General features: G+C 66.7%; 12 protein-coding genes. 11 read left to right on the top strand and 1 reads right to left on the bottom strand.

The features are described from left to right. Window position 1: 1 nt before the first annotated feature. The 5 genes from ACFSUD_RS08170 (at window position 2) to ACFSUD_RS08150 (ending at window position 5,513) form a co-directional block, all read left to right on the top strand. Window positions 2-1,051: a flagellar motor switch protein FliM gene (locus ACFSUD_RS08170; RefSeq protein ID WP_386373258.1), complete on the top strand. Its 1,050-nt coding sequence runs from the start codon at window positions 2-4 to the stop codon at window positions 1,049-1,051. After that, window positions 1,048-1,380, top strand: a complete 333-nt coding sequence (locus tag ACFSUD_RS08165; RefSeq protein ID WP_386373256.1) for a hypothetical protein — start codon at window positions 1,048-1,050, stop codon at window positions 1,378-1,380. Before ACFSUD_RS08170 ends, ACFSUD_RS08165 begins: the two co-directional genes overlap by 4 nt. Then, a complete protein-coding gene (locus tag ACFSUD_RS08160) occupies window positions 1,380-2,012 on the top strand; it encodes a MotE family protein (protein ID WP_386373254.1) in 633 nt (210 codons plus the stop codon). The genes ACFSUD_RS08165 and ACFSUD_RS08160 overlap by 1 nt, the downstream gene beginning before the upstream one ends. A gap of 261 nt (window positions 2,013-2,273) precedes the next feature. Further along, window positions 2,274-3,005, top strand: coding sequence for a hypothetical protein (locus tag ACFSUD_RS08155; RefSeq protein WP_386373252.1), 732 nt, complete (start codon window positions 2,274-2,276; stop codon window positions 3,003-3,005). A 405-nt stretch (window positions 3,006-3,410) separates the two neighbouring features. Beyond that, window positions 3,411-5,513, top strand: a complete 2,103-nt coding sequence (locus tag ACFSUD_RS08150; RefSeq protein WP_386373250.1) for a hypothetical protein — start codon at window positions 3,411-3,413, stop codon at window positions 5,511-5,513. A gap of 18 nt (window positions 5,514-5,531) precedes the next feature. Here ACFSUD_RS08150 and ACFSUD_RS08145 read toward each other — a convergent pair whose 3' ends face one another. Then, window positions 5,532-5,996: an Lrp/AsnC family transcriptional regulator gene (locus ACFSUD_RS08145; RefSeq protein ID WP_386373248.1), complete on the bottom strand. Its 465-nt coding sequence runs from the start codon at window positions 5,994-5,996 to the stop codon at window positions 5,532-5,534. A 105-nt stretch (window positions 5,997-6,101) separates the two neighbouring features. Between ACFSUD_RS08145 and ACFSUD_RS08140 the strand changes: the two genes are divergently transcribed. The 6 genes from ACFSUD_RS08140 to ACFSUD_RS08115 are packed head-to-tail and all read left to right on the top strand — an operon-like array spanning window position 6,102 to window position 12,586. Beyond that, window positions 6,102-7,550 carry an aminotransferase class V-fold PLP-dependent enzyme gene (locus ACFSUD_RS08140; RefSeq protein WP_386373246.1) on the top strand — a complete coding sequence of 483 codons (1,449 nt, stop codon included), beginning with the start codon at window positions 6,102-6,104 and terminating at the stop codon, window positions 7,548-7,550. Continuing rightward, window positions 7,547-8,884: an MFS transporter gene (locus ACFSUD_RS08135; RefSeq protein ID WP_386373244.1), complete on the top strand. Its 1,338-nt coding sequence runs from the start codon at window positions 7,547-7,549 to the stop codon at window positions 8,882-8,884. Before ACFSUD_RS08140 ends, ACFSUD_RS08135 begins: the two co-directional genes overlap by 4 nt. Window positions 8,885-8,915: 31 nt before the next feature. Continuing rightward, complete coding sequence (locus ACFSUD_RS08130; protein ID WP_386373242.1) at window positions 8,916-10,382, top strand: NAD(P)-binding domain-containing protein; 1,467 nt, start codon at window positions 8,916-8,918, stop codon at window positions 10,380-10,382. After that, window positions 10,379-10,864: a hypothetical protein gene (locus ACFSUD_RS08125; protein WP_386373240.1), complete on the top strand. Its 486-nt coding sequence runs from the start codon at window positions 10,379-10,381 to the stop codon at window positions 10,862-10,864. Before ACFSUD_RS08130 ends, ACFSUD_RS08125 begins: the two co-directional genes overlap by 4 nt. Beyond that, the gene (locus ACFSUD_RS08120) at window positions 10,861-11,448 is read left to right on the top strand and encodes a peroxidase-related enzyme (RefSeq protein ID WP_386373238.1); all 588 of its coding nucleotides are present in this window, start codon (window positions 10,861-10,863) and stop codon (window positions 11,446-11,448) included. Before ACFSUD_RS08125 ends, ACFSUD_RS08120 begins: the two co-directional genes overlap by 4 nt. Window positions 11,449-11,476: 28 nt before the next feature. Continuing rightward, window positions 11,477-12,586, top strand: coding sequence for an NAD/NADP octopine/nopaline dehydrogenase family protein (locus ACFSUD_RS08115; protein WP_386373236.1), 1,110 nt, complete (start codon window positions 11,477-11,479; stop codon window positions 12,584-12,586). Window positions 12,587-12,647 lie beyond the last annotated feature (61 nt).

The following is a 12,647-nucleotide window of genomic DNA, read 5'->3' as shown; positions in this document are numbered from 1 at the left end:
CATGGCGGGGCTGGAGAATAACGAGCTTTTCGAGGGCAGCGGCGCTGTCAGCTCGGTGCAGACCCGCGACATCCAGCAGGAGATCATCGACCGTGCCTCTGCCGGGTTCCAGCCGCTGCCGATGCTCGATGTCATCTTCAAGCGGCTGGCGGCGGGGCTTGCCGCGACGCTGAAGGCGCGGGCCGGGCTGATCGTGGAGATCGATTTTGACAAGCTGCGCTATGCCAGCTGGGGGGAGATCGTCGCCGGGGCGGAGGAGAACGGCATCTGCGCGCTCGCCGATTGCCGCCCCTGGAACGGGCCGATGGCGGTGGTGCTCGACAACGAATTCATCTTCGCGGCACTGGAATCGCAGCTCGGCGGCACGCCGCGCCCGGGCACCGCGCCCAAACGCGCCGCCTCGATCATCGAGCGCCATATCTCGCGCCATCTGGTCGAGCTGATCCTGGCCGACCTTTCGGCCAATGTCGCGCGGCTGACCGAGGCGCGCTTCATCGTGGATGCGATCGAACCGGTGCGGCAGATGGCGGCGCTGCAGCCTGCGGGCGCGGCCTGCGCCACCGCGCGGCTGATGGTCAGTATCGGGGAATGCCGGGGTCATATCGACGTGATCCTGCCGCTCGCGACACTGGAACCGGCGCGCAAGATCCTGTCGCGGATGTTTCTCGGCGAGAAGCTCGGCGGGGACACGTCCTGGCGCGATCATATCGTCAGCAATATCAGCGGCTCGAATGTCACGCTCACCGCGCAGATCTGCGAAGTGCCGGTGCCGCTGGCGCAGATCCTGACCTGGGAACGCGGCACAACGATCGACCTCGGGATCCTGGCCAGCCAGGAAGTCTCGCTGATCTGTTCCGGCCTGCCGGTGCTCTACGGTTCCGCCGGGCGGCGCGAGAACGGCAATGTCGCGCTGCGCATCAGCCGCGAGGCCGAGGCGCCGGTGCCGGAGGAGGAAGAGGGCGGGACGGCGCGCAGGCCCGCGCCCGGCCCTGATCACAACGACGCGGCGCCGCCACGGGCGCCCGCCACCATCAACGCGGGGGAGCCATGATCGGCGACATCGACCTGACCGACATCATCATCATGGCGCTGCTGATCGCGGCGCTGATCTATTGCTTCGTGCTGTCGCGGCGCATGGAACGGCTGCGCGCGGCGCTCGAGGAGGTCGGCCCGGCGCTGGAGGTCTTCTCCGAAGCGGTGGACCTGTCACAGGAAACAGTGGCCGAGATGCGCCAGGCCAGCGAGGAGCTGAGCGCCCGGACCGGGACGGCGTCGCGCGGGCAGGAAACCAAGGCGGCTGCGCGCGAGGGCGCCGCGCCGGATCAGAAGGACACGCTGGTCAGCGGCTTTTACGATATGGTGAACCGGGGCATGGCCTGATGGCACGGGCGATCACCTATGCGATGATCGGCCTGGTCGGGCTGGCCGGGGTCAAGGGCGTGTCGCTGATCGGCGCGGCCTCGGCCGTCGGCTCCGACGCGCCGCCCGACAAGGTCACGCAGGTGGCCGCCGGGGCCGACACCGCGCCGCAGACGGTGGAACCCCGTGCGCTGCCCGAACGGGCGGCGCGGGAGACGCCCGAGCTCTTGCCCGAGCTCCTCGTCGCCATCGCGGCGGAGCGCCGCGCGCTTGGCGAACGCGAGGAATCGCTTCAGGCGCGCGAGGCGGCGCTCGATCTCGCGCGCGATGCCATCGCCGAGCAGAACCGGCAGCTCGAAGCGCTGCGCGAGCAGATCGACCGCCACCTGGCCCGGGCCGAGCGGGAGAATACCTCCGACGTGACCCGGCTCATCGAGATCTACAAGGCGATGAAGGCGGAGGAGGCCGCCGGGATCATGAACGAGGCCGATATCGAGGTCGCCGTGCTGGTGCTCGCGGCGATGGCGCCGCGGTCTTCCGGACCGATTATCGCCAAGATGAACCCGGTGCGGGCGCGGGCGATCTCGAAGATCATTCTCGAACGCTCCCGCCTGCCGGGGGACCAGAAACTGGTCGATATCAGGCTCAACTGAGCGCTGAAGGTGACTTTAGGTCAGTTAGATCGCGGATGTTGCGCCCGGGCCACAGGTCGAGCCGGGGCCACGTCTGGCGGGTGATGAGGATTCCATTGCACGCCCTGATAGGCGATATTGATTGGGGGGAGGAATCGCCCGGGCCGACAAGGCCATGGCGCTTCAAATTTTCGCCGCGGGAACGCGATGCGATAGCCATGCGAAAAAATGTCAATATCAACCGGCCTCGCCGGTTCTGTATCGGGTAACGAGGGGGGCTTCATGGGCTGTCAGAACGTGCGGGAAACTGTCATTCCGGGAGTTGCGGGCAGGGCGCGCTGCGATCTGCCGGGGCTGTCTTTGGTGAAACGCGGCGAGGACCGTGTCTGGACCGGTTTTGCCACGCTGCCGGGATTGCTGCATTTCAAGGAGGAGCGGGGGCTGGGCCCAGAGTGGCACATCCGCGACCGGCGCTCTGCCGGGGCGGCACTCGATCCCGTTGCCGACCGGCTGCTGGTCTGTGCCGGGATGATCCGCGATCACATCCGCCCGCTGCTCGCCGTCCTGCAGGCCGACAGGCCGGGCCGGGCGTCGTTCGCCGCGGATGTGGCGCTTTTCGCGGCGATGCTGATTCACGAGCAGAATCTGGTTATCGGCGGGGTGCTGCCCGGGGTTCATGCGGTGCGCGGGCAGCGCGACTGGCAGGAATGGGCCTGGCTGGTAAGCGGCGAGGGGGCACTGCTCGATCTGGCCGAAATCGGGCGGGCCGGGGCGCTTGCCTATCATCGCGCGGGACCGGAGATTGCGCGGCGCTATGACGCCAGCCGTCACCTGTCCTTTGATTACGACAACCGGCTCGGTGCGCTGCTGCGTGGCGATGCGACACGCGCCGACATGCCGCTCTCGCGCCCGGAAATGCGGCGGCGCTACGAGGATCTGTCATTGGCCATGAGCCTTTGCCTTGAACGGATGCAGGAGCGCGCCGCGCCGCGCCGACAGGAAATATCCGCCTGAGCCGCGGCCGCGCGCGTTTTCCCTCCCGCCCCAAAGTTTCCATCTTTCCGGCCCATTTCGGCGACAGGAAAATTCACCTTATCCGCTTAAAACACTTTTAAAGTGTGAAAAAGCGGATAACAATAACCTATGAGTGTATAGCGAAAATATTGTAAGCCGGGGTGCAAGGGGGTGGATATGGCCGAAACAGACCGGTTCCATTTCCGCAAAGTGGAAAAACATGGACAGCGCCCCTATTCTTTGTGAGGATATTCGAACTTGCGAGAATATCTGAGAATTACGATCAGAGGATCATCGCGATGACAGGACCGGGCAGCAGGTGCATCACGGGATTTCGCCCGGCACCGCGCTGCGCATCCGGCCCATGCCAGATCCGGTGCATGCATGATCGAGGAGGAAATATTGTTGAACTCCCCTATCACGACCCCCGACGAGACCGTTCCGCGCGCGGCGCGACGCTCCGGCCGCGACATCCGTTTCGCCACGCAGGAGATCACCCCGGCCGAAGCGGCGCAGATGCTCGCCAGCGCGCATGCCCCGCATAAGGACACCCGCGCGATCGAGACCTATGCCCAGGCGATGCGCCATGACGCATGGGTGATGAACGGCCAGCCGATCATCCTTGACGAGCGCGGCGCGCTGATCGACGGGGTTCAGCGGCTGGAGGCCTGCATCCTCGCGGACAGGCCCTTCACCACGCTGGTCGCGCGCAACGTGCGTGCCGATACGCTGCACACGATCGACCAGCACCGGCGGCGCAATTACGCCGGGGTGCTGGAAAGCCGTGGCTATGAGAATGCCGGCGCGGTAGTGCGGCTGCTCAGCAAGATGATCCGGATCGAGAACGGGACCCTGAACCGCGAGCCGCTGCCGGTGAGCTGGGGACATTTCGACCGGGTGCTGGAGCGCAATCCGGGCCTCGTCACGGCGGTGGCGCTGTCCGAGCGTTATGCGGGGTCGATCCTGCCCGCCAGCGTGCGCCCGGCGTTCTTCTTCCAGGCGCTTCAGGCCGGGCGGGGCACGGCGCTTGAACATTTCATGGACGTGCTGGCGCCGGAGGTGCGGGTCGAGCGGATCACCGCGGCCACTCAGGCGCGGATGCGGCTGGCGGGCTGGATGAGCGACGGCGCACTACGCATCGAACCGGACAAGATCCTCGGCAATGTGGTGGATTATTTCAACGCCGAATGTCGCGGCGAGACCCTGCCCGACAATCATGTCTGGAACTTCGATCCCGGCCGGGTGCGGAATGCCGATGGCAAATGGGTGGTGCCCGAACGGCCGGTGCGTCAGGACCGCGCCGACAATCTCGATGCGCGCGAGGTCGAGATGGTGCGCGGCATCCGCTTCGCGAGTGCCAGCGAACTCGAAGAGATCGCCCTCAAGCTGTTGCTGAAGGGGGCGGATATGCCCGATGCCGACAAGGGCGCCGACAGGGACGCGGAGGCGGAAACGGTATCCCGGCGGGTGCCCGAGCGGCTCGATCAGGCCGCGTTCGACGCCTTCCTCACCCCGGTGCAGAGCCTGCGGACGCGGCTTGAAAAGGAGATCGAGCGGCGCTTGGTGGAACGCGCGGCGCCGCCCAACCTCGGCCTGCCGCTGGTGGAGGGCTATCGCGGCTTGACCGGCGGGCGGCTCGACCGGCGCCGCCGGGTCGAACGTTTCACCGGACGGCTCGCGGCCGAGGTGCAGGCGGCGGCGCGCACGCCGAGCGACGCGGTGGCGGTGCGCATGGTCACGATCACGCCGGAGCTGGCCCGGAACTGGCTGGCGGCGCCGATCAACAGCGGCAACCGCAAGATCCAGCGCACCCATGTCAAGGCAATCGCAAGGGACATCGTCAACGAACGCTGGATGGTCAATGCCCAGCCAATCTGCTTCACCGGCGATCCTTTCGAACCGGCCGACCGCGATGGACTGCGCCTGCTCAACGGGCAGCACCGGCTGCAGGCGGTGATCGAGGCCGGTCTGCCGATCGAGGCGCCGGTGGCGGTGAACATTCCGCAGGCCGCCTTTGCCACCTTCGATGTCCATGCCAAGCGGGTGGTGCGCAGCGGCGGCAGCCGGGTCGATGACCGGGTGCTCGCCGCGGCGGCGCGGTTCCAGTGGAAGGAGGACAACAATATCCGCCTGCTGGAAAGCAGCGTCTCGCCGACCTCCTCGGAATTGCTAGAGACCCTGCAGCGCCATCCGGGCCTTGCGAAAAACTTCCCGCGCTCGCGTCGGGCCGGCATGGCGAAGATCGGCTCGGCCGGGGTGCTGACCTATTTCTTCTACCGGGTTGGCAGCGAGGCGCCGGACGTGGCGCCGCAATTTCTCGACGATCTGGAATACGGCGAAAGCCTGACCGGGCAGAACCCGGCCAAGCAGCTGCGCGAGGATCTGCTCTCCGGACAGGGCCGCAGCACCCGCAAGCAGACGCTGGCGCGGTTGCTGAGCGGCTGGAACGCCTACAAGACCTGGGCGCGCAAGGCCAGGGCGCGTCAGGAGACCGACGACCTGTTCTGAAATGGCGCGCCCGCCGGGTCAGCTCAGGGGAAGCGGGCGCTGTTCCTCGATCGCTTCCATGGCGAAATAGGAGGTCACCGTCTCGAGTTCGATCTTCTCGATCAGGCGTTTGTAGACCTCGTCATAGCTGCCCATGTCGCGGGTGATGATCTTGAGCAGGTAATCATATTCGCCGCCAATGCGAAAAAAGTCGATCACTTCGGGGATCGAGGAAACATGACTGCGGAACTGTTTCAGCCAGCTTCCCGAATGGTGGCGCGTCTTGACCATCACGAAAACCACCAGATCGGCGCCGAGCTGGCGCCGGTCGAGCGCCACGGTGCGGTTGCGGATCACCCCCGCTTCCTCCAGCGCCTTCAGCCGCCGCCAGCAGCCGTTCTGTGACAGCCCGACCTTGTCGCTGAGGCTGCGCTGGGATTGTGCGGATTCCCTCTGCAGCTCCTCAAGGATCCGATAATCGATTTTATCTAGTTTTGCCTTCATTCTGCTATCAAGTGATAGTTTATTGGCAAAGACAAGATGAATTTGAGTAAAAACTCTCGCGGCTCCGGTGTCATATTGCGTGTTACATCTGTTTACGGAGCCGAGATGACCCCGCTTGAAGAATTCGCCCAGAGCCTCGATTGCCCGGATGTCCATGCGCTGATCCGCGCCGGGCTGATCGGCGAGGATGCCGAGGTTGACGGACCCTATGGGCGCAAGCCGCTGATCTATGCCGATTATGTTGCCTCGGGCCGGGCGCTGGTGCAGGTCGAGGATTTCATCCGCAACCGGGTTCTGCCCTATTATGCGAACAGCCACACCCAGGCCTCCTATTGCGGTGCCTTCATGACCCGGCTGCGCGAGGAGAGCCGGGCGGCGATCGCGCGTATGATCGGGGCCGGGGAGGGCACGAGCGTGGTCTTCGCCGGGTCCGGTTCGACCGCCGGGATCAACCGGATCGTCGCGCTTCTGGACATTGCCGGTCTGGTGCGCGGCGGGGAGCGGGCGGTGGTGCTGGTCGGGCCCTACGAGCATCATTCCAACCTGCTGCCCTGGCGCGAGAGCGGCGCCGAGGTCATCGAGATCGCCGAAGGGCCGCGCGGCGGGCCGGATCCCGAGGCGCTGGAGGCGGCGCTACATGCGGCGCAGGGGGCCGAGCTGATCGTCGGCGCGTTCTCGGCGGCGTCGAATGTCACCGGCATCGTCGCCGATGTCGATGCGCTCACGGCGCAGCTCAAGCGTCATGGCGCGCTGGCGATCTGGGATTACGGCTGCGCGGCGCCCTATATGGCGATGGACATGGGGGCCAAGGACGCGATCGTGTTTTCCAGCCACAAGTTTCCCGGCGGGCCGGGGGCTTCCGGCGTGCTGGTGGTCCGCGACGCCATTGCGCGTCGCGAGACGCCGAGCCTGCCGGGCGGCGGCACCGTGTCTTTCGTTTCGCCATGGGGCCATGTTTTTTCGCAGAACCTGGCGGCCCGCGAGGAGGGCGGCACGCCGAATGTGATCGGCGACATCCGCGCGGCGCTGGCCATGCTGGTGAAGGAGGCCCTGGGGCAGGACTGGCTCTGCGCGCGGCAACGGGAGCTGCGCGCCCGCGCGCTGGCGGTCTGGTCGGGCAATCCGAATATCGAGCTGCTCGGCAACGGCCAGGCGCAGGAGGCACTGCCGATCTTCTCCTTCAGGGTGCGGGACGGTCGTGGCGGGCGGATCCATCATCAGCTTTTCACCCGGCTTCTGAGCGACGTGCACGGCGTGCAGGCGCGCGGCGGCTGTGCCTGTGCGGGATCCTATGCGCATCGCCTGCTGGGGCTCGACAAGGCCGCGTCGGAAGCCACTTTCGCGGCGATCGCGCAGGGCGAGGAAGTCGAAAAGCCCGGCTGGGTGCGGCTCAACCTTTCGGCGCTGATGTCGGATGCCAAGGTCGAGCTGATCATCGCGGCGGTCGATGCGCTGGCGCGCAATGCGTCAGATTTCCTCAACGATTATGAAGTTGACACCGCGTCCGCGCGATTTATGCCTGCTGGCAGTTCCAAGGAGTCCGCCACCTCGTGAAAAGCCCGCTCGCCCTGCCTGCCTTCCGGACGCTGTTCGCGGCGCAGATCTGCTCGCTCGTCGCGGTCGGTCTGCTCACCGTCGCGCTGTCGCTGGCGGCGTTCCGGCTCGGCGGCGCGGCGAGCGGCGGGCAGATCCTCGGGTTCCTGCTGGCGCTGAAGATGGTCGCCTATGTGCTGCTGGCGCCCTTTGCCGAGACGCTGCTGGCCGGGTTGCCGCGGCGCAAGGTGATGGTGGGGCTCGATATCGGGCGGCTGTTGCTGTTGCTGCCGATGGCGCTGGTTGCCGGTCCCTGGCAGCTGGCGGCGCTGGCCTTCGTCTTTTTCGCATTGTCCTCGGCCTTCACGCCGCTGTTTCAATCGCTGATCCCCGAGCTGTTGCCCGACGAGGCGGTCTATGCCCGGGCGCTGGCCTATTCGCGCATCGCCTATACGATTGAATCGGTGCTGAGCCCGGTGATCGCGGCGATGCTGTTGCAGCTCGTGCCCGCCGACAACCTGTTCTTTTTCGCAGCGCTGGCCTTCGTCGGCTCGGTGCTGGCGCTGCTGGCGACACGCTTTCCGGCGACGGGCGGGGCGACGCGCAAGGGGCCGTTCCTGCGCCGCGCTTTGCGCGGGATGGAAATCTACCGGCGCACGCCGCGGCTGCGCGGGCTGTTCCTGTTCAATCTGGCGCTGTCGCTGGCGATGGCATGGGTGCTGGTCAACGGCGTCGTCTATGCCGGGGCGCGGCTCGGCGATGCAGAGGCGTATTTCCCGGTGCTGATGACCTGTTACGGGGTCGGTGCCGCGATCGGCGCGGTGCTGGTGCCGCGGCTGCTGCGTGATCTGGGCGAGCGTCGGGTGATGCTCGACGGCGCGCTCGGCTTTGCCGGGGCCGGGCTGCTGATCCTGCTGCCGCTGCCCTATGCCGGGCTGCTGCTGCTCTGGGCGGCCTTCGGGCTGGCCTCGTCGCTGGTGCTGACGCCCGGCGGGCTGGTGATCGCGCGTTCGGCGGCAGAGGCGGACCGGGCGGCGGTGTTTGCGGCGCAATTCTCGCTCAGCCATGCGGGCTGGCTGCTGGCCTATCCGCTGGCGGGCTGGCTGGCGACGCAGGTTTCATTGGAGCTGGCGCTGGTCCTGCTCTGCGGTCTGGGTGCGCTGACGGCGCTGCTGGGGGCGCGGGTCTGGCCTGTCGATGACCGGTCTGAACGCGTCCACAGCCACCCCGAGCTTGACCCCGATCACCCGCATCTGCGCGCGGTACCACCGAGCGGCGCCGGGAATGCCCATGCGCATGTTTTTCACATCGACGATCTTCACCCACGCTGGAACCGCGCGCCGGTCACCCAGTGACTGCTGACGCCTTGCCCACAGGAAACGATACATGCCCCAGGACGCGTTGAACCCGATAGATGCCCAAGGACTGCCCGCGCTCGAAGCGCGGCTGCGCGAGGATCTGGAATATCTCTGCCTGCCCGGCAAGGAATGGGCGCCGCGGCGCGAGGGCGTTTCGGATGTGGTCATCATCGGCGGCGGCATGTGCGGCATGGTGGCCTGGCTCGGGCTCTACACCGCCGGTCTGCGCAACATCCGCGTGCTCGACCGGAGCGAGAGCGGTTTCGAGGGGCCGTGGCTGAACTATGCGCGCATGGAAACCCTGCGCTCGCCCAAGACGCTGACCGGCCCGGCCTTCGGCCACGGGGCGCTGACCTTTCAGGCCTGGTACCGGGCGCAGTTCGGCGCGGCGCAGTGGGAGCAGCTCGACAAGATCCCGCGACCGATGTGGATGGAATATCTGCGCTGGTATCGCAGGGTCCTGGAGATCCCGGTGGAGAACCGCGTTTCGGTCGATCAGGTCGAACCCGAGGGCGATCTGCTGCGGCTGCATCTGAGCGGCGGCGCGGAGGCGAGCATCCTGACCCGCAAACTGGTCTTCGCCACCGGGCGCGACGGCACCGGCATGCCGAATATCCCCGGTTTCGTCGGCGATTTGCCGAAGGCGCTCTGGGCCCATTCCTCGGAGGAGATCGACTTTGCCGCGCTCAAGGGCAAGCGCGTCGCGGTGGTCGGGGTCGGGGCTTCGGCGGTCGATAACGCCGCCGAAGCGCTGGAGCATGGCGCGGGCGAGGTGCGTCACCTGATCCGGCGCAAGGAAATGCCGCGGATCAACAAGATGATGGGCATCGGCAGCCCCGGCTTCACCGCCGGTTTCGCCGAGCTGCCGGATGAATGGCGCTGGCGGTTCATGCAATACAGCTTCGCCACCCAGACCCCGCCGCCGCGCGGCTCGACGATGCGGGTGAGCCGTCATCCCAACGCCTATTTCCATTTCGGCAAGGGCGTGGCGCGCACCGAGCGGAGCGGCGAAGCGGTGCGGATCGAATTCACGGACGGCACGGCCTATGAGGCGGATTTCCTGATCCTCGGCACCGGCTTCGCCACCGATCCGATGGCGCGGCGCGAATTCGGGGCGGCGGCGGATGACATTCTGCTTTGGCAGGACGTCTATACCCCTCCCGAGGGCGAGCAGAACCGCGATCTCGGGCAGTTTCCCTATCTCAACCCCGATTTCACCTTCCGCGAGAAGCGGCCCGGCGAGGCGCCCTGGCTTGGCAATGTCTATTGTTTCAACTACGGCGCAACGGCGAGTCTCGGCAAGGTCAGCGGCGATATTCCGGGTGTCTCGGAGGGCGCTGCCTGGCTGGCGCGGGCGATTGCCGCGACGCTTTATGCCGAAGATGTGGAGCAGCATTGGCAGGGTTTCCTCGATTACGAGACGCCCGAATTGCTGGGCGATGAATGGGAGGAAAGCGTGCTGGAGGGTCAGCCGGTGAAGGGAGAGGTGGCATGAGCGATATCTTCGGGATGACCAGTCTGCGACTCGGCGGCGTTTCACCGCAAAGCGCCACCGGCAAGGCGGCGGCGAGCCGCGCCAAGGTGCTGGAACTCACACAGGCGGCGGAAGATGCGGTGCTCGCGCCCGAGGATTGCGGCGGCATCAGCGCCGATCTTCGCGCGGCACTGGCGGCGCGGATCGCGCGGCTGAACGGCGACGAGGCGCTGGCGGCACATTACGCGGCACGGATCGTGGGCGATGCGACGCTGGCCGACCCGGCGCAGGACGGTGCGGCGCAGGGGGTGGCGGCGATGGTGGCTTTCATGGACAAGGTCGCGGCGAAGACTGCCGGTGTGGCGGCCGGGGATGTCAGCGCCCTGCAGAGCGCCGGGGTCAGCGATGCCGATATCGTGCGGCTGGCCGAGCTGAACGCGTTTCTGGCCTACCAGATCCGGCTGATCGCCGGGCTGCGGTTGATGGAAGGAGCCGGGGCATGAGCAGGGTCATTCACAAGTTCACCCGCAACGTGCCGCATTGGCAGCCCCGTGTGGTGCCGGTCGATCTGGCCGAGGCCAGCGAGGAACAGCTCGAGGCGTTGCAGGTCACGCCCTCGAACACCAAGGTCTCGGATTACGTGCTGGTGCTGGCCCATGATGTCGAGACGCTGAAGGTGCGCTCGCCGCTGTTCAACGCGATCATGTATGATCCCGGCGGGATGAGCCGGGCCGAGCGGGAACTGGGGGCGATCGGCGCCTCGATGGTCAACCGCTGCATCTATTGCGCCGCCGTGCACGCCAGCCGCCATGCGCAGCTGGAAAAGAGTGAGGCAGTGACCGACGAAATTTTCGCAAAAGGGGCGAAGGCCGATCTGGGCGAGCGCGACCGGGCGATCTTCGATTTCGCGCGCAAGCTGTCGGAAAGTCCCTCGCAGGCCGATGCGGCGGATATGGCGGCGCTGCGCGCGGTCGGGCTCGATGAGGCGGAAGTGCTGGATCTGATCCTGTCAACCGCGCTATTCGGCTGGGCGAACCGGCTGATGCACGTGCTGGGCGATCCGGTGCGCAAGGAAGAAACCGTCTGAGCCGGGGGCGGCAGGGTGAGGATGTGAGATGAGTGGATCTGTGAAAGTCGGGATTGCCGGAGCCGGGTCGATTGCCATGGGCAGCGCGGCGCTGCTGGCCGAGAATGGCCATGCGCCGATGCTCTGGTCGCCCTCGGGCGCGGGCACGGCGGAGCTCGCGGCGGGCGCGAAGCTGCGCGCCGTCGGTGCGCTGGAAGGCGAACATGCGGTCGGCGTGGCGGCGGATGCGGCGGCGCTGGCCGAAAACGATGTGCTGATGATCGCGCTGCCGGGCTATGGTCACAAGACCGTCTTCGATGCGCTGGCGCCGCATATCCGCGAGGGTCAGCATGTGGTGATCTCCTCGCATGCCTCGCTCGGGGCGGTCTATCTCGGGCAATTGCTGGCGGCGCGCGGTGTCTCGGCGGTGATCACCGCCTGGGGCACGACGGCGGTGACCGGGCGGCGGCAATCGGGCGTCGAGGTGCGGGTCAACACACTGCGCAAGCTGGTGGACCTCTGCACTGTGCCGGAGGAACAATCCGAAGCGGCGCTGGCGTTGATGCAGCGGCTTTTCGGCGACAGGTTCAAAAAGCGCGACGGGCTGCTGGCGATCTCGCTGTCCAACCTCAATCCGCAGAACCACATGGGCATCGCGCTTGGCAACATGACCCGGATGGAACGCGGCGAGAGCTGGAGCCAGGGGCAGAATGTCACCCCCAATGTCGGGCGGCTGCTGGAGGCGCTGGATGGCGAGCGGCTGGCGATCGCGGCGGCGCTGGGGCTTGAGGTGCGCACGATCTTCGAGCATTTCCACCTGTCCTTTCATGTGCCCGTCGCCTCGATCAGCGAGATGAACCAGCAGATGCACGCGCAGGGCAACGGCGGCACGGGGCCTGCCACTGCCGACAGCCGCTATGTCACCGAGGATGTGCCCTACGGGCTTGCCCTTACGGTCGCGCTCGGCGATCTTGTCGGGCGGCCGGCAGAGCTGCACCGGGCCGGGATCGCGATCTTCTCGGCGATGTACGGGCGGGATTTCATGGCGGAGAACGCGCTTCTGAACGCGCTCGACCTTGCGCGCTTCAGCCTTGCCGACCTGCAGGGTGCCGCGCGCAGCGGGCTGTTGCCGGAGGCGCGGGCCGCCGCTGCTGTCTGACCGGCGCAAACGACGCGCATGACGAAAAACGAACCAGAAACGATATCCAGCAAGGAGACGA

The sequence above is a fragment of the Sulfitobacter aestuarii genome, assembly GCF_042685005.1.
Taxonomy (GTDB): Bacteria; Pseudomonadota; Alphaproteobacteria; order Rhodobacterales; family Rhodobacteraceae; genus Sulfitobacter; species Sulfitobacter aestuarii.
This window is presented reverse-complemented; position numbering and strand designations above follow the sequence as displayed.

Coding starts and splice junctions, on each gene's coding strand:
- ACFSUD_RS08170 (WP_386373258.1), top strand. CDS start 2: ATGGCGGGGCTGGAGAATAACGAGCTTTTCGAGGGCAGCGGCGCTGTC.
- ACFSUD_RS08165 (WP_386373256.1), top strand. CDS start 1,048: ATGATCGGCGACATCGACCTGACCGACATCATCATCATGGCGCTGCTG.
- ACFSUD_RS08160 (WP_386373254.1), top strand. CDS start 1,380: ATGGCACGGGCGATCACCTATGCGATGATCGGCCTGGTCGGGCTGGCC.
- ACFSUD_RS08155 (WP_386373252.1), top strand. CDS start 2,274: ATGGGCTGTCAGAACGTGCGGGAAACTGTCATTCCGGGAGTTGCGGGC.
- ACFSUD_RS08145 (WP_386373248.1), bottom strand. CDS start 5,996: ATGAAGGCAAAACTAGATAAAATCGATTATCGGATCCTTGAGGAGCTG.
- ACFSUD_RS08140 (WP_386373246.1), top strand. CDS start 6,102: ATGACCCCGCTTGAAGAATTCGCCCAGAGCCTCGATTGCCCGGATGTC.
- ACFSUD_RS08130 (WP_386373242.1), top strand. CDS start 8,916: ATGCCCCAGGACGCGTTGAACCCGATAGATGCCCAAGGACTGCCCGCG.
- ACFSUD_RS08125 (WP_386373240.1), top strand. CDS start 10,379: ATGAGCGATATCTTCGGGATGACCAGTCTGCGACTCGGCGGCGTTTCA.
- ACFSUD_RS08120 (WP_386373238.1), top strand. CDS start 10,861: ATGAGCAGGGTCATTCACAAGTTCACCCGCAACGTGCCGCATTGGCAG.
- ACFSUD_RS08115 (WP_386373236.1), top strand. CDS start 11,477: ATGAGTGGATCTGTGAAAGTCGGGATTGCCGGAGCCGGGTCGATTGCC.